The following is a 14,961-nucleotide window of genomic DNA, read 5'->3' as shown; positions in this document are numbered from 1 at the left end:
TACGAGTTGATTACAGAACTAAAAAATCAGCGTAATCAGTGCAGAAATCAGCGCAAATCAGTGATTAACCGAAGTAGAACTCGCCTTCAATCTGGGCGTTTTCGTCGGAGTCGGAGCCGTGCACGGCGTTGGCTTCGATGCTCTTGGCGTACTTCTTCCGGATAGTGCCCTCCTCGGCGTTGGCGGGGTTGGTGGCGCCAATCAGGGTGCGGAAGTCGGCTACGGCGTTGTCCTTTTCGAGGATGGCGGCCACGATGGGGCCCGACGACATGTATTTAACGAGGTCCTGGTAGAAGGGACGCTCCTTGTGTACTTCGTAGAACTGGCCGGCCCGCTCGGGGGTCAGCTGCACTTTCTGAAGCTCCACGATGCGGAAGCCGGCCGCCTCAATCATGCCGAGGATACCACCAATGTGGTTGTCCTGCACGGCGTCAGGCTTAATCATGGTGAAGGTGCGGTTGGTGGCCATAAGGCGGGTTGGGTTAGTTGAAACAGAAGGCGTTTTTGCGGGCACAAAAGTAACAGGAAATAGTGAGTTGGCTGGTAGTGCCTGAATAAAACGGTCATTCTGAGCGAAGGCGGAGCCGTAGCCGAAGAATCTCGCGTGCAGTAGTAACCCTGTTGTCAGGAATTACTGTGGCACGCGAGATTCTTCGCGCTGCTCAGAATGACCGTTCCTGTTGCTCACCGCTGGCAACTGACTACTGGCAACTGTTATCCACTACCTTTGCGCACCTTTCCGGGAGGCGGTTTGTTGGAGAGCGGAATATTTCCGAATTTTGCCGCCTTTGCATTCGGCCTAACCGGCCCACTTTCAGTTACCTATCCGTAGGAAATGTCGCAAATTGCTGAGTTAAAGGAGCTGCTGGCCCAACCCCGGCAGGTTTTCATCACCACCCACCACAAGCCCGATGCCGATGCGCTGGGCTCGTCGCTGGGTTTGGCGGGCTACCTGCGTAAGAAGGGCCACCGGGTAACGGTGGTAACGCCCTCCGACTATCCCGATTTTCTGGCCTGGATGCCCGGCAACGACGACGTAGTGGTGTACGACCCGCGCCGCAACGACGCCCGGGTGCGCGAGCTGGTAAACGAGGCCGAGGTGCTGTTCTGCCTCGATTTCTCCTGCCTGAGCCGCATCAACGAGCTGGGCGAGTACGTGCGCAACGCGCCGGGCACCAAGGTGCTCGTCGACCACCACCAGCAGCCCGAGCACTTCGCCCAGATTGAGTTTTCCAACCCCAAAGCCGCGGCCACGGCCGAGCTGATTTTTGAGATTATCCGCGACCTGGGCGACCAGGACCTGATTGACAACGGCATCGGCGAGTGCCTGTACGCGGGCATCATGACCGATACGGGCTCGTTCCGCCACCCCAGCACCTCGCGCAACGTGCACCTCATTATTGCCGAACTGCTCAGCGCTGGCATCAACACCTCCGAGGTGCACCGCCGCATCTACGACTCGCACTCGGAGGAGCGGCTGCGCTTTCTGGGCTTCGTGCTGAAGGATAAGCTGACGGTGCTGCGCGAGTACAACACGGCCTACATTGCCATTACGGCCGACGAGCTGCGCCAGTACCACTCCAAAACCGGCGACACCGAGGGGCTGGTCAACTTTGCGCTCAGCATTGAGGGCATCGTGTTTGCTGCCATATTCATTGACCGCAGCCAGGCCGTTAAAATCTCCTTCCGCTCGGTGGGCGACTTCTCGGCCAGCGAGTTTTCGCGCCGCCACTTCAGCGGCGGCGGCCACCACAACGCCGCCGGCGGCATCAGCCACGAGGCCCTGCCCGCCACCCTCGACCGGTTCCTGGAGCTGCTACCCGACTACCAGGTAGAGCTGCTGGGCGCCCCGCTGAGTGCCCCGGCCCCGGTGGCGTAATTCGGCGTACCTTCGTCGCCGGAATAGTGTGCGAGCGGTGCCAGGCGTGGTAAATGCGCCCAGCAGCCGGGCTTTTACCGGCTGAAACCGGCGCTGTTTTCCGCATTCCGCACCTTATCCACATCGGCCAGCCGGTTTTCCACATTCCTCCCCATTTCCACACCACATACGCTCCTTCATGTTTTCAACCCGTAACCTTCTGAGCCTGGCCCTGGCGGCTGGCGTCGTGAGCCTGGCTTCCTGCAACAAAAACGCGGATTTCAGCAAGACGCCCTCGGGAATTGAGTACAAGATTTACAAGAGCACCGGCCCGGGCAAGTACGACGCCAAGGACGTGAGCAAAGACGGCGACGCGACTTATAAGGACCGCATCGGCAAAATTATGGCCCTGCACGTGGAGTACCGCACGGCCAAAGACTCCATCCTGTTCAACTCGCGCAAGCAGCAGATGGGCTTCCCGGTGCGCGTGCCGCTTGACACCGTGCGCAAAGCGCAGCGCGGCGGCCTCGAGGAAGCCATCAGCCTGCTCGAACCCGGCGACTCGGCCGTGTTCCGCTTCAACGTCGACACCATTTTCGCCAAGTCGTTCCGCCAGCCCGTGCCCCCGTTCATGAGCAAGGCCGGCAAAACCATGACCATGTACGTGAAGGTGGACAAGGTGCAGCCCCAGGCTGAGGCCATGGCCGACGTGCAGAAAATGCAGGTGGAGCAGCAGGCCAAAATGGCCGCCCACGCCGAGGAGCAGCTCAAGAAAGACGACGCAACGCTGCAGGAGTACGCCAAGAAAAACAACCTGACGGTCAAGAAAGACCCTTCGGGCGTGTACTACGCCATCACCACGGCCGGCCCCGGCCCCAAGCCCAAGGCGGGCCAGATTGTGTCGGTGCTTTACAAAGGTTCGCTGCTCGAAAACGGCAAGGTGTTCGATTCGTCGGAGAAGCAGGGCAACAAGCCGTTTGATTTCGCCATCGGTCAGGGCCAGGTGATTCCGGGCTGGGATGCGGGCATTGCCCAATTCCCGAAAGGCTCGAAGGGCCTGCTCCTGATTCCGTCGTCGCTGGCCTACGGGCAGCGCGGCGCCGGCGCCGATGTACCGGCCGACGCCATCCTGCGCTTCGACGTGGAACTGGTTGACATCAAGAACGCCCCGGCCCAGCCGGCCGGTGGCCAGATGGACGAAGCCGAAATCCGCCGCCAGATTGAAGCCATGCAGCGCCAGCAGCAGGGCAAATAAAACGGCCGCGTGCGCGTTTAGCTGAAGCCCCCGGCCCTGTGTTGCAACCCGGCCGGGGGTTTTTGTATCCTGCCCTCGGGCTTCCTTCGCTTTCCACGTTTTACTGATGACAACTTTCCTGCCACCACTTCTGCGCAGTGCCGGCCGCCGGCTGGCGCTGCTGCTGCCCGTGCTGCTGCTGGCGGCCTGCCAGAACAACGAGCCCGCCCCCGACAACACCGATTACCCTGCCCGCGACAAGGCCCTGATTACCGATTATATCAAGGCCAACAACCTGCCCCGCTTCGAGGAGCGCCCCTCGGGCCTGTTCGTGGCCGTTACCGAGCCCGGCACCGGCGACCCGGCGGTGGCCGGCCAGCAGCTAAGCGTCTTGTACACCGGTTACACGCTCGACGGCAAGGTGTTCGACTCGACGGCCAGCCGCGGCAATCAGCCCTTCGTATTTACCGTGGGCCGGGGCCAGGTAATTGCCGGCTGGGACGAGGGCTTCGTGGGCCTGCGTCCCGGTAGCAAGGCCATCCTGCTCATCCCCTCCGACCTGGCCTACGGCGCCCGCAGCAACGGTCCGATTGCAGCCCATTCGGTGCTGCGCTTCGATGTGGAGCTGCTGAGCGCCCAGTAACGCCTTTTTTCACCAACGCTTTTGCCCGTATGAATTTTCGCCTTTCCCTGCTCCCGCTTTTCCTGCTGACGCTGCTTTTCGCCTTCGGTGCCTGTAAAAAAGGCTCGGATAGTGAGGAGCCCGACAGTGCCTTCTATCGTGACCGTGACAAAACCTTGATTGCCGACTACATCCGGGCCAATAACCTGACGGGTTTTACAGAGGATTCGACTGGCGTATATGTATCTATAACGGAGCCGGGCACGGGCCCGCTGCCCACATTGGGCAAAACCGTTGTGGCCAAGTACACCGGCACCACGCTCGACGGCAAAGTGTTCGACCAGACCCAGGCCGCCATCATCGGCTTCCCGTTTGTGCTGGGTGCCGGCCAGGTTATTGAAGGTTGGGAGGATGCTTTCCCGCAGCTGAACAAGGGCGCCAAGGCCATTCTGATTATCGAGTCGGAGAAGGCTTACAAAGGCGCCGCATCGGGCACTATTCCACCCCATTCGGTGCTGCGCTTTGATGTGGAAGTAGTGGATATTCGGTGAGCCGGCCTTGCGGCAACGTTACTCTTTTGCTAAATGACGATGAAGAAATCAACCTTACTCCTGTTGCTGCTGGCGTTGCTGGTGGGGGGCACGCTTTCAGTGGGCTGCAAAAAGCAGGTGAACCCCTACGAGATTGACCCCAAAATTATCGAGGCCCAGAAAAAGGCCGATAACGACACCATTCAGGCCTACCTGACGCGCCACGGCATCACCAACTACCGGCGGCTCGAATCGGGCATTTACTTAGTGCCCCTCACCGACGGCCCGGCAGCCAATCCGCTCATCAAGGCCGGCCAGAAAGTAACGGAGAACTACGTGGGCAGGCTCATCAATAAGAAGAATGAGTCGCAGGTATTCGATGCCTCCAGCACCAACCGCACCGACTGCGGCTGCTACAGCTTCTATGTAGGGCAGGTAAGCCAGCAGGCACCTACCGGCGTTCAAATGGCAGTTACAGAAATGCGGCAGGGCGACCGGAAGCAGGTACTTATCCCCTCGTACCTGGCCTATAGTTTTAGCGGTGCGGGGGCTGTACCAGCCAGTACGCCCGTATTGTTCGATATAGAAATTCTGGAGGTAGAGTAAACAGCGGAGCGATGCGGCAGGTGCTGATTGGGACGGCGTTACTACTGCTGGGCAGCTGGCCCCTGGCCGGTCATGCCCAGCGTACGCTCACCACGGCCCTGCCCGCATCCCAGCCCGACAGCTTGCTGGCCCGCGCCATCACTACTGCTTCGGGCCTGCGCTACGCCCTGCGGCAGCCGGGCGCCGGCCCACCGGCCCGGGTTGGCAGCCGCGTTACGGTTCACTACACCGGGTTTCTGGCCGCCGACGGACGCCTGTTCGATACTTCGGTGCAGCAGGGTGGGCCGCTGAAAGTGCGGGCGGGCCACCACGAAGTCATCAAGGGCTTCGATGAGGCGTTGTTGCTGCTGCCCCAGGGCAGCCGGGCGCGCGTCTGGATACCAGCGCGGCTGGCCTACGGCGCCAAAGGCCGCCTCGACCCCGATGACGATGCCGGCCGCCGCTACCTCATTCCACCCAACGCCGACCTCATCTTCGAGTTGGAAGTGCTGAAGGTGAAGTGAGAAACGATACGACGGTCGTTCTGCGTTGGCGGAACGACCGTTCTTTTTATTCCTTTCTTTGCAGCAGTGCCTGAGCGGCGCATCGTTTTTCTTCCAGTTGCTTTCAAGTATGCGTTATTCTGTGCGGGTGTTGGGGTTGGTGAGTGCCGGGCTGCTGACGGCGGCGGGGCTGGTGGCCTTTCAGGGCAAGCCCGCGCCGTTTCATAAATTGAAGTCGGGGCTGGAATACCGCATCTACCGCCTCGAAAAGGGCCGCTACGTGCTGCGGCCGGCCCTGCCCCCTACCGGCGACCCAACCTACGCCAGCCGCCTGGGCCGCATCCTGAGTTTGCACCTGCAGTTCCGCACTGCCAAGGATTCGGTGCTCATGCACTCGCGCCGCCAGAACGAGAACCAGCCCGTACGCGTGCCGCTCGACACGCTCCGGCCCGGCCAGGGCGGCTCGGTCGAGCAGGCGCTGGCGCTGCTGCAGCCCGGCGACTCGGGCGTGTTTCGCCTCAACCTCGATACGGTATTTGCTAAGTCGTTCCGGCAGCCCGTGCCCGGCTTTATCCGCCGCGCCGGCCCCACGATGCTGGTCTTTGCCAAAGCCGTAAAAATTCAGACGCCGGCCGAAGTAGAAGCCGAGATGCGCCAGGATGCCGGCCGTCAGCAGGAACTGGCCACCGCTAAAGCCGCCGAGCAGGCCCGCCGCGACGAGGCCCTCATTCAGGCCTACGCCAAAGAGCACAACCTGCAGCCCCAGAAAACGCCCGGCGGCGTGTACTACGTGGTTACGCGCCCCGGCAGCGGCCCGGTGGCCCAGCCCGGCCAGACGGTTTCGGTGCTGTACCGGGGACAGTTGCTGAGCGGCCAGGAGTTCGACGCTTCGGCTAACCACGGCAACAAACCCATCGAGTTTCCGCTGGGTGCCGGCCGCGTGATTAAGGGCTGGGACGAAGGCCTCGCGCAGCTGTCCAAGGGCGCCAAAGCCACGCTGCTCATCCCCTCGGCCCTGGCCTACGGCCCCCGCAGCCCCGGCGAGTCCATCCCCGCCAACAGCGTGCTGCTGTTTGAGGTGGAGCTGGTGGATGTGAAGTGAGAAGTGAGAAGTGAGAAGTGAGAAACGGTACGTCATTGCGAGCAGCGCGAAGCAATCCGTTCGTACAAAATGACAAGTATTACCAAGCGCAAAGCCCCTGACGCCAGCACAGACGTCAGGGGCTTTCTGCTTATCAGGGCTTGGCACGTTGCTCCCGCAGATTGCTTCGCTTCGCTCGCAATGACGTTCCCTTTTCTCACCTCTTACTTCTCACTTCTCCCTCAATCCCTACAACTCGGCCAGCACTTCCGAGAGCACGGCCAGGGAGCGGATGTCGCCGAGGCGCTCGACGTGGAGCTGGTAATAGCGGATGAGCACGCCCAGCAGCTCGCGCCGCACGCGGCCGTTGGGAATGCCCGCCGCGGCCGGCGTTTTAATCAGGGCGTCGAAATACTGGTCGAACTCGCGGCGCAGGGCCGTGGGGCCGTGGTGGGTACCCGCCGCGGCATCGGTGGCAAAGGCTACCTGGGTGGTGATTTCCTCGCCCGTTTCGGGGCCGAAGCCCAGGTAGTGGCTGAGTTGCAGCAGAAACACCAGCGCAAAGTTCTCGAAGCCCGCTTCCTGCCGGTCGAAAGCCAGCACCGAGTCGTGCAGAAACGTGAACAGCGGCTCGTTTTCCTCTTCTTCCAGCAGCACCCGGCTCACAATTTCCGACAGCAGCAGCGCGATACTGCTCTTGCGCACATCGTAGGGCAAGGTGCGGAACGGCTCGGCGCAACGGAACTCCGAAAGCCGTGTAAGGCCGCCGTTGCGCGAGGTGTAGGCCACCAGCTCCAGCAGCGTGAGGGGCTGAAACAGGGCAATGCGGCCCGGCGGCTTGGCCTTGCGCACCCCGTTCACGAGGTAGCTCTGCAGCCCCAGCCGTTCGGTATAGATGCGGGCGATAATGCTGGTTTCGCGGTAGCGAATGTGGCTCAGCACGATGCCCCGGGTTTTTATGAGCATTTTTTTGAGAAGCTAGAAGATAGAAGTTAGGAGCTGGAAGTGGGCTGTGAGAGGTAGAAGACAGAACGTGTCATTCTGAGCGAAGCGGAGCGTAGTCGAAGAATCTCGCGTGCCAAAGTAATTTCTGACGGCTGGATTAGTGTTGCACGCGAGATTCTTCGACTTCGGCTGCGCCTCCGCTCAGAATGACACGTTCTGTTTTCCACCTCTCACCTCCTACTTACTCACCACGGCCACCTTGCTTACGCAGCCGTTCTTGCCGTCGGCGTCGGCCGAGAGTACCAGGTACACGCCCGAGCGCACGCGCTGGCCGTTGTAGTCGGCCAGGTTCCAGCTTACGGTGCCGCCGTTGGCGCGGGTCTGGTACACGAGCCGGCCCGCCACGTCGGTAATTTTCACGCTGGCGTTGTTGGCCAGGCCCGAAATAGTCACCGGCCCGGCGTACTCGGGGCGGACGGGGTTGGGGTACACGCTGGCGCAGCTGGGCTTGCCTTCGGTCACGGTAGCGTCGCCGCGGTAGCTGACCACGCCGGCATCCGTCACGGCGAATACCTCGCCCGTTTTGTCGTTCACGGCCACATCCACGATGGTATTGGAGGGCAGCGGGCTGTTGTCGGTGGTGAAGTGCAGCAGCACCTCGTTGGCATCGGCCGTAAACAGCCACAGCCCGTTTTCGGTGGCGAACCACTTGCGGTTGGCCCCATCAACGGCAATGGCGTTTATTTTCCGGTTGTCCAGCGTGGCGTAGCCGACCTCGTTCTTAGCGCCTCTGTCAACGTAAGGCAGCTGAAAGCCGGTGGTTTGCTGCGGGTCGAAGGCGCCGCCGGGATTCGGGAAGTAGGCCGGGCCCTTGTTGGTGGCAATCCAGATGTCACCCACGCGGTCCTTCACCACGTCGTAGATGTCGTTGATGTCGCGCAGGGGGGCATTGCCACTATCGTCCGGGCGGCCCACGGCCTGGGTGTAGTAGCTGGTTTCGCGGGTTTCGGGGTTGTGCACTACCATGCCCTGGCCCGAATTGGGCGCCCGCGCCCGCGACACCCACGCCGCGCCGGCATCGTCAAGGGCAATGCGGTCGAGGTTCTCGCTGCCCACGAAGTAGTCGATAATGCGCCAGCTGCTGGCCACGGGGTCGAACACGAACAGGCCCGACTGGCCGGTAATCTGGTGGCGGTTGACCACCCACACGTGGTTTTCGGCGTCGGTGGCCAGGTCGGTTACGCGGGTGTAGTTGGGGTCGGCAATGGCGCTGCGCAGCGGGTTAGGCAGGTTGCTGGTAGGGTTGAAGAGCCGGAACTCGCCGGGGCCCTTCCACTCCAGCAGCCCGTTGCCGTAGCTGCCCACGTACAGCGTGCCGTCGGCGGTGCGGGCGCCGCGGGTCAGGTCCTGGGGGTTGGGATACTGCGCCGGGTCGGGTAGCGTGGCGGGCGTGATGTTGGTCCACTGGCCCTGCTGAAACTCGTAGAAGCCCCGGAAAAAGCCGCGCTGCAAGTAGCGGTCGGTGAAGCCGCCCGTGAACACGTCCACGGTGTTGGTGCGGGCATCGGCCAGCACGCTGAATGCCTGGGCGCCGGCGGGCGCGTTGCGCAGAAACTGCTCGGCCTGCTGGCCATCGGCCCCGATGCGCAGCAGCCCGTTCTCGAAATCGGCCACGTAAAAGCGGCCTTCACGACTGCGCACGGCGGCCTGCGGGTTGCGCAGCAGTGCCGGCCGCAGCGCTAGGCGCTGGGCACCGGTAGCCACATCGAGCACCGATACCTGGGCAGACTCGGTTATCAGCAGCCCGGCCGGCGAGGGCGTCAGCTGCCGGAACTCGACGCCCACCGGCGAGCCGGCCAGCGGCTGCCAGCTGCCCGGCGCGGTGTAGGCATACAGCCGGTCGCCGTTGCGGCCGGCCACCACGCGGCCCTGCTGCACGGCCAGCGTGCGGTAAGGGTCGCCGGGCAGGGCGGGCAGGTCGGTGGTCCAGGTGCGGTAATCGATGGGGTTGCCGGCCAGGGCCGTGCGCATCAGGCCGTTGGAGGTGGCGGCGAACAGCGTGCCGCCGGCCACGGCCGTGGCGTACACCCGCACCACCGTGCCCCCGGGGCCGATGTTGGTGTACGAATCCCGGATTTCGCGCTTGTCGAGGTCGAGCACTACAATGCCGAAACTGGCCGCCAGGTAGGCCCGCCGGCCCGTAACCTGCACCTGGTACACGGTTTTGCCGCCGTTGATGTCCTTGCGGAAGATGTCGTTGAGGTTGCTGATTTTCCCGTCGGAAAGGCGCAGCAAATCGAGGTTGGCGTTCTGGTACACCACCAGCACCTGCTGGCCCACCGAGTCGTAGGCCAGCGTGCGCACGCCCACGTCGCTCAGGCCGTCGCGCCGCGAAAGCAGCGTGGTGGTCCCCAGCTCCTTATCGAGGTAGAAGAAGGCATCCTGGGCGGCCACGTACACCCGCTTATCGGCCTCGGCCAGCGCCAGCGCGCGGTTGCTGGGCAGGTGCAGCTGCCACTCGCCGTAGCCGGCCGCCGCCGATTGCGCCCGGGCCGGGCCGAACGGCAGCAAACTCAGCAGCGGCAGCAGAAAAACCAGCAGCCGCGCCGGGCGCGGGCGTAGTATTGGCATCATGGGCAGAAAAGCTAAAAGCGCAACGGATTGACTGGCAAGATAACGCGCCCGGCCCGGCTTTCGTGCGGGCAGACCGGGCCGAAAAACCGCTTAGCGCTTGCCCTTCATGCCCTCCTGAAAGCAGACCCGGCAGCGGGCCTCGTAGGCGTCGGTTTCGCCGAGCAGAATCTTGTCTTCGGCGGCCGTTACGCGGAACGAATAGGAGGCCAGCTCGCCGCAACGCACGCAGATGGCGTGTACTTTGGTGACGAACTCGGCCACGGCCATCAGGGCGGGCATGGGGCCGAAGGGCTGGCCCTGGAAGTCCATATCGAGGCCGGCCACAATCACGCGGGTGCCACCGTTGGCCAGCTGCACGCACACATCCACCAGCGACTCATCAAAGAACTGGGCTTCGTCGATGCCCACCACGTCGCAGTTGGCGGCCAGCAGCAGGATTTCCTGGGCCACCGGCACGGGCGTGCTGCGGATGCTGTTCTGGTTGTGCGACACCACATCTTCGGCGTGGTAGCGGGTGTCGAGGGCGGGCTTGAAGATTTCGACGCGCTGACGGGCAATTTCGGCCCGTTTCAGCCGCCGGATAAGCTCCTCAGTTTTGCCCGAAAACATGGAGCCGCACACGACTTCAATCCAGCCGCGGCGGGCGTTGCTACCGGGGCGCGTACCAACGCGGGGTTCAATAAACACGGGCGGAGTCAATGGGTGAATAGGTGGGTAAGAGAATACAAAAGAACGTCATTCAGAGCGAAGCGAAGAATCTCGCTCGGAGTCGTTATAACGGTTGTCGTTCAACAGTAGCACGCAAGATTCTTCGCTTCGCTCTGAATGACGGGCAGTTATCCCGTTCACCCCTTCATTTACTCCTTCACCGAATATACCATGTGCGGGAGCTGGGTGGCGCGGGGCACACGGCCACTTACCTGGCCGGTGGGCAGGCGGGTCTGGCAGCTCAGGCGCTCGTCGGGGCGGAGGCGGCCGGCGGCGCGGTAGCGAAGCTCGGGGGCCGTGGGCTCGCTCAGCAGCTCGGCCCCGCTGGTGATGCGCAGCCGGCACGTTACGCAGCGGCCGCGGGCGCCGCAGGCGTGCTGCCAGTCGTGGCCCGCGGCCTGGATGGCGGCCAGCAGCGTGGCCCCGGCGGGCACCGGAATGGCCACGCCGGCCAGGTTTTCGACAATCAGAGTGGGCATCTTTCTGTAAATTGCTCGCTGAACCAGGCTTTCGAATGAATACCAAATATAGCCACGCTCAGCGTGAACAATACGGCCGGCTGCTGGCAGCGCGGCTCTGCGACCAGCATTTCGGGGCCCGCCCCACGGCCACGCTCGACGGCCCGGCGGTGCTGCGCTTCACCCCCATCCGGCAGGTAAACCTGTTTGTAGTGCAGGCGCTGCTGGGCAAATGGACCGCCGAAATGGCCCAGCTGCGCAGCGCTTACTTCGACTTCGAGGATGCCGACGTGCGCCAGGCCCTCACCCAGTTCATGAACGTGCTGTCGCGGCGCATTCGCCTGAGCCGGCCTACCTACGAGCCCCTGCTGGCCCAGGCAATTGCCGACACGCTGGCCGGCGCCCTCGACCCCACCGACACGCTGGCTGCCAAGCTGCTGCCCGCCGAGGCCGGTCTGCGCACGCCCGAGCAGCTGCGCGAAGGCCTGCGCTACCTCGACACCAACAAGGCGCTGTTTGAGGGCTTTATCGATGCGCTGCCGGCCGGCCAGGAACAGCCCCGCGACTACCTCATCAGCCACTTCCGCCAGCACCTCGAAAACCACTCCGGGCAGGTGGCGCCCGTAACGGCGCTGGTCGCCCAGTTCAACGAGCTGCTGCCCCTCACCGAAACCGACCTGCGCGAACCAGCTCCGACAGCTGCGGCCGCCACGCCGGCTCAGCCAGCACCCGCTGCAACTCCTGTTGCGCCTACCCCAACTCCCGTGGCGGTTGCCGCGGCCCCGGCTGCGCCGGTGGCTCCGGTAGCTCCGGTAGCTCCGGCCGAACCAATTACCAAAGCGCCGGCCACCGCCGCCGGGCCGGAAACTGCCGGGGCCGCCGTGCCGCTCTACGCCAAGCTGAAGGCCGAGCAGTCGGGCGCGCCTTCGCTGAGCGACACGCTGCGCGCCGCCGACCGCGGCACCACGCTGGCCGAAAAGCCGCCGCATGTCGAGTCGTTGCGCGAGGCCATTTCCATCAACCAGCGCTTCAGCTTTATTAATGAGCTGTTTGGGGGCGAGAACATGCGCTACCACGCCGCCATTCAGCACCTCGACACGCTGCCCGACGCTGTTGCCGCTAAGCGCTACGTAACCGAAAACCTGGCTGCCGAGCAGCAGTGGGTGCGCAAGGACGAGCACGTAAACAAGCTGTTACGGCTGATTGACCGCAAGTTCAGCGCCTGATTTCCCAGGTGAGCCCGCCGCCTATGCCCTCTGCCCTTCCGTCGTTGCGCTGGCCTCATTGGCTGCTGGTATACCTGTTGGGTCTGGGCCTGGTGGCCGGGCCAGCCTACCCCATGTACCGGCACTACGATTTCTCGCACTCGCTCGACACGCGCAGCTACCTAAGCGTGGCCCGGGGCGAGTTTGAAGGCGTGAGCCTGACGCGGCGCTACCGGCCGCTGGTGCCGGCCGCCGCAGCCGCCGTGGCTTGGCCGCTGGAACAGGTGTACGCCCGCATCTGGCCCGAGCGCCCCGGCTCCGAATGGCCCCTGCGGCTGGGTTTTTACGTAGTGAACTGCCTGCTGATGGCCGGGGCGGGCCTGGTGATGTTTCGCACCTGCCAGCTGTGCGGGGCTTCGCCGCTGGCGGCCGCGCTGGCCCTGGCGGCCGTTTTCACAAGCCGCTGGACGGTGTACATGGCCGGCCTGCCGCTGGTCGACAGCCTGTACCTGCTGGTATTTGCGCTGGCCTTTTATGCGGTGCGCGCGGGCTCGGCAGGGGCCGCGGTGGCCGTGTTGTTGCTGGCGCTGCCGGCCAAGGAGTCGGGCCTTATGCTGGTGCCCTGGCTGCTGTGGTACGGCCGCCACGCCCTGCGCTGGCCCTGGCAGCTGGCGTGGCTGGCGCTGGGCGCGGCCGCCTGGCTGGCCCTGCGCCTCTGGATTGACCAGCAGGCCGGCATCCCACCGGCCGCCAGCGTCAGCAATGCGCTGGGCCACCTCGAAAACCTGAGCTACTCGCTGCGGCGGCTGTTTTCGGTGAAGGGCACGGGCGAAATCTTCAGCATCTTCGGCTTCTTCAGTCTCGCTTTGCTGGCGGGTTTGCGCAACCGAACGGTCCGCCAAAGCTGGCTGCCCGCCGTGGGCTGGTCGGGCGCTTGGCTCCTGGTAATTGTGGTGGCCCACATGCTGCTTTCGGGTGATTTAGGCCGCATGGGCTACCTGGCGGCGCCGGTTTTCGCGGTGGCTTTCTCGCTGATTATCAGCCGGGACTCACTGTTTAGCTGGTTGAAACCAAGTCAGGCCGAACGCACCAGGATATAAAGCCAAATAGTCAGTTTGGCATTTTCTTAGTACCGCTCCAGATCCTGCTTGCGGGCGGCGTCAATGGCCAGCAGAATGAACAGCAGCGTGGTAAACGACCACAGCGAGGAGCCGCCGTAGCTGAAAAACGGCAGCGGAATGCCTACTACCGGCGCCAGCCCGATGGTCATGCCGATGTTGATGCAGAAGTGGAAGAAGATGATGCTGGCCACGCAGTAGCCGTAGGTGCGCCCAAACACCGATTTCTGCCGTTCGGCCACGTACACAATGCGCCCCAGCAGAGCCATAAACAGCACAATGGTGGTCGTGGTGCCCACCCAGCCCCACTCCTCGCCCACGGTGCAGAAGATAAAGTCGGTGCTTTGCTCGGGCACGAAATCGAACTTGGTTTGGGTGCCCTGCAGAAAGCCTTTACCGGCCAGTCCGCCCGAGCCGATGGCAATTTTCGACTGCGTGACGTTCCAGCCCACGCCCAGCGGGTCGGCCGAGGGGTTGATCAGGATTTCGATGCGCTTGCGCTGGTGGTCCTGCAGCACATTGTTGAAGAAGAAATCCACCCCGAACACCATGCCGATAATCACCGCCCACGCGCCCAGGCTCAGCGGCAGATGGTGGCGCAGCGTGCGCCAGTTGGCCGCCAGCGCCACGGCCAGCAGCACCGTGAAGCCCGCCACCAGCCACAGCTTGGGCACGAGCAGCGCCAGAATCAGGATAACGGCCCCGGCAGCCAGAATCAGCAGGATGAGCGGCGACATACCCTCGCGGAAGTAGGCCAGCAGGAAGGCGGCAAACACCAGCGCCTGGCCCGTTTCGTTGGCCGCAATGATGAGCACCGGCGGCAGCAGCGTGAGGCCGGCCAGCACCAGCTGGTCGCGGAAGCTTTGCTGGCGCAGGTTGATGCCGGCCAGGTAGCGCGAGGCGGCCAGCGCCGTGATGAACTTGGCAAACTCGGCGGGCTGCACCCGCACCGGCCCCAGCTCCAGCCACGAGCGCGAGCCGGCAATGGGCCGGGCAATGAAGGGCGTGATAATCAGCAGCACAATCATCAGCCCGTACAGGCCGTAGGCAAATGTGTCGTAGGCCTTGGGGTCGATGACGAGCAGCACCACAATCAGCACCAGCGCCGTGCCAATCCAGACAATCTGCTTGAACCAGTTGTAGTCCATCAGCTGGCTGAAGCTGAGCGTGCCAAATGGATTATCGGGCGCGTCGGGCGAGTAGCTGGCCGCGTACACGTTCAGCCAGCCCACGCCCACCATCAGCAGGTAGAGCAGGACCGTCACCCAGTCGATGCTGCGGTTGTAGCGGGCGGGAGTGTTCAATTTTGAATTTTGAATTTTGAATTTTGAATTTTCCCGTTCAGAACCGCAACGGCATTATTCAAAATTCAAGGGCAGAACGAACAGACTTGTAAAGAGCATAATTCATAATTCATAATTCATAATTCATAATTCATAATTCATAATTCATAATTCATAATTCATAATTCATAATTCAT

General features: G+C 62.9%; 15 protein-coding genes. 9 read left to right on the top strand and 6 right to left on the bottom strand.

Annotated features, from left to right (window positions below; genetic code table 11):
* Nucleotides 1–64: 64 nt before the first annotated feature.
* A complete protein-coding gene (locus H145_RS0106725) occupies nt 65–469 on the bottom strand; it encodes a nucleoside-diphosphate kinase (RefSeq protein WP_019947375.1) in 405 nt (134 codons plus the stop codon).
* 366 nt (nt 470–835) lie between these two features.
* Here H145_RS0106725 and H145_RS0106720 point away from each other — a divergent pair, with 366 nt between their 5' ends.
* The 7 genes from H145_RS0106720 to H145_RS20260 all read left to right on the top strand — a co-directional run bounded on the left by H145_RS0106720 (nt 836) and on the right by H145_RS20260 (nt 6,434).
* The gene (locus H145_RS0106720) at nt 836–1,879 is read left to right on the top strand and encodes a DHH family phosphoesterase (protein WP_019947374.1); all 1,044 of its coding nucleotides are present in this window, start codon (nt 836–838) and stop codon (nt 1,877–1,879) included.
* A 178-nt stretch (nt 1,880–2,057) separates the two neighbouring features.
* Entirely contained in the window at nt 2,058–3,113 is a 1,056-nt protein-coding gene (locus H145_RS20280) for an FKBP-type peptidyl-prolyl cis-trans isomerase (protein WP_019947373.1), read from the top strand.
* Between the two features lie 106 nt (nt 3,114–3,219).
* Nucleotides 3,220–3,735 (top strand): FKBP-type peptidyl-prolyl cis-trans isomerase, encoded by a 516-nt coding sequence (locus H145_RS20275; protein WP_019947372.1) that lies wholly within the window; start codon nt 3,220–3,222, stop codon nt 3,733–3,735.
* Between the two features lie 29 nt (nt 3,736–3,764).
* Entirely contained in the window at nt 3,765–4,265 is a 501-nt protein-coding gene (locus tag H145_RS20270; RefSeq protein WP_019947371.1) for an FKBP-type peptidyl-prolyl cis-trans isomerase, read from the top strand.
* A gap of 39 nt (nt 4,266–4,304) precedes the next feature.
* The gene (locus H145_RS0106700) at nt 4,305–4,850 is read left to right on the top strand and encodes an FKBP-type peptidyl-prolyl cis-trans isomerase (RefSeq protein WP_019947370.1); all 546 of its coding nucleotides are present in this window, start codon (nt 4,305–4,307) and stop codon (nt 4,848–4,850) included.
* 11 nt (nt 4,851–4,861) lie between these two features.
* On the top strand, nt 4,862–5,353 hold the full coding sequence (locus H145_RS20265; protein ID WP_019947369.1) for an FKBP-type peptidyl-prolyl cis-trans isomerase: 492 nt from the start codon (nt 4,862–4,864) through the stop codon (nt 5,351–5,353).
* Between the two features lie 109 nt (nt 5,354–5,462).
* Nucleotides 5,463–6,434 (top strand): FKBP-type peptidyl-prolyl cis-trans isomerase, encoded by a 972-nt coding sequence (locus H145_RS20260; RefSeq protein WP_157541304.1) that lies wholly within the window; start codon nt 5,463–5,465, stop codon nt 6,432–6,434.
* 228 nt (nt 6,435–6,662) lie between these two features.
* Here the strand turns inward: H145_RS20260 and recO are convergent, their stop codons facing one another.
* From recO to H145_RS0106670, 4 genes are all read right to left on the bottom strand, one after another.
* The gene (recO, locus tag H145_RS0106685) at nt 6,663–7,379 is read right to left on the bottom strand and encodes a DNA repair protein RecO (RefSeq protein ID WP_019947367.1); all 717 of its coding nucleotides are present in this window, start codon (nt 7,377–7,379) and stop codon (nt 6,663–6,665) included.
* A gap of 216 nt (nt 7,380–7,595) precedes the next feature.
* Complete coding sequence (porZ, locus tag H145_RS0106680; protein WP_019947366.1) at nt 7,596–9,992, bottom strand: type IX secretion system anionic LPS delivery protein PorZ; 2,397 nt, start codon at nt 9,990–9,992, stop codon at nt 7,596–7,598.
* 90 nt (nt 9,993–10,082) lie between these two features.
* Entirely contained in the window at nt 10,083–10,679 is a 597-nt protein-coding gene (locus H145_RS0106675; RefSeq protein ID WP_026351310.1) for a thymidine kinase, read from the bottom strand.
* Nucleotides 10,680–10,849: 170 nt separating this feature from the next.
* A complete protein-coding gene (locus tag H145_RS0106670; protein WP_019947364.1) occupies nt 10,850–11,179 on the bottom strand; it encodes a 2Fe-2S iron-sulfur cluster-binding protein in 330 nt (109 codons plus the stop codon).
* A 35-nt stretch (nt 11,180–11,214) separates the two neighbouring features.
* Here H145_RS0106670 and H145_RS0106665 point away from each other — a divergent pair, with 35 nt between their 5' ends.
* Nucleotides 11,215–12,384: a hypothetical protein gene (locus H145_RS0106665; protein ID WP_026351309.1), complete on the top strand. Its 1,170-nt coding sequence runs from the start codon at nt 11,215–11,217 to the stop codon at nt 12,382–12,384.
* Nucleotides 12,385–12,407: 23 nt separating this feature from the next.
* Nucleotides 12,408–13,463 carry a hypothetical protein gene (locus tag H145_RS0106660; protein WP_157541301.1) on the top strand — a complete coding sequence of 352 codons (1,056 nt, stop codon included), beginning with the start codon at nt 12,408–12,410 and terminating at the stop codon, nt 13,461–13,463.
* Between the two features lie 26 nt (nt 13,464–13,489).
* Here H145_RS0106660 and rodA read toward each other — a convergent pair whose 3' ends face one another.
* Nucleotides 13,490–14,785 carry a rod shape-determining protein RodA gene (gene rodA / locus H145_RS0106655; RefSeq protein ID WP_019947362.1) on the bottom strand — a complete coding sequence of 432 codons (1,296 nt, stop codon included), beginning with the start codon at nt 14,783–14,785 and terminating at the stop codon, nt 13,490–13,492.
* Nucleotides 14,786–14,961 lie beyond the last annotated feature (176 nt).

Origin of the sequence: Hymenobacter aerophilus DSM 13606 (assembly GCF_000382225.1) — a bacterium.
Classification (GTDB): Bacteria; Bacteroidota; Bacteroidia; order Cytophagales; family Hymenobacteraceae; genus Hymenobacter; species Hymenobacter aerophilus.
The sequence above is the reverse complement of the archived record's forward strand: the minus strand, read 5'-3'. Positions and strand labels throughout refer to the sequence as shown.

Bases quoted from the DNA above. Each gene is read 5' to 3' on its own strand.
- H145_RS0106660 (WP_157541301.1), top strand. From the start codon at position 12,408: ATGCCCTCTGCCCTTCCGTCGTTGCGCTGGCCTCATTGGCTGCTGGTA.
- H145_RS20270 (WP_019947371.1), top strand. From the start codon at position 3,765: ATGAATTTTCGCCTTTCCCTGCTCCCGCTTTTCCTGCTGACGCTGCTT.
- recO (WP_019947367.1), bottom strand. From the start codon at position 7,379: ATGCTCATAAAAACCCGGGGCATCGTGCTGAGCCACATTCGCTACCGC.
- H145_RS20260 (WP_157541304.1), top strand. From the start codon at position 5,463: ATGCGTTATTCTGTGCGGGTGTTGGGGTTGGTGAGTGCCGGGCTGCTG.
- H145_RS0106670 (WP_019947364.1), bottom strand. From the start codon at position 11,179: ATGCCCACTCTGATTGTCGAAAACCTGGCCGGCGTGGCCATTCCGGTG.
- H145_RS0106720 (WP_019947374.1), top strand. From the start codon at position 836: ATGTCGCAAATTGCTGAGTTAAAGGAGCTGCTGGCCCAACCCCGGCAG.
- H145_RS20265 (WP_019947369.1), top strand. From the start codon at position 4,862: ATGCGGCAGGTGCTGATTGGGACGGCGTTACTACTGCTGGGCAGCTGG.
- H145_RS20275 (WP_019947372.1), top strand. From the start codon at position 3,220: ATGACAACTTTCCTGCCACCACTTCTGCGCAGTGCCGGCCGCCGGCTG.
- porZ (WP_019947366.1), bottom strand. From the start codon at position 9,992: ATGATGCCAATACTACGCCCGCGCCCGGCGCGGCTGCTGGTTTTTCTG.
- H145_RS0106665 (WP_026351309.1), top strand. From the start codon at position 11,215: ATGAATACCAAATATAGCCACGCTCAGCGTGAACAATACGGCCGGCTG.
- H145_RS0106700 (WP_019947370.1), top strand. From the start codon at position 4,305: ATGAAGAAATCAACCTTACTCCTGTTGCTGCTGGCGTTGCTGGTGGGG.
- H145_RS20280 (WP_019947373.1), top strand. From the start codon at position 2,058: ATGTTTTCAACCCGTAACCTTCTGAGCCTGGCCCTGGCGGCTGGCGTC.
- H145_RS0106725 (WP_019947375.1), bottom strand. From the start codon at position 469: ATGGCCACCAACCGCACCTTCACCATGATTAAGCCTGACGCCGTGCAG.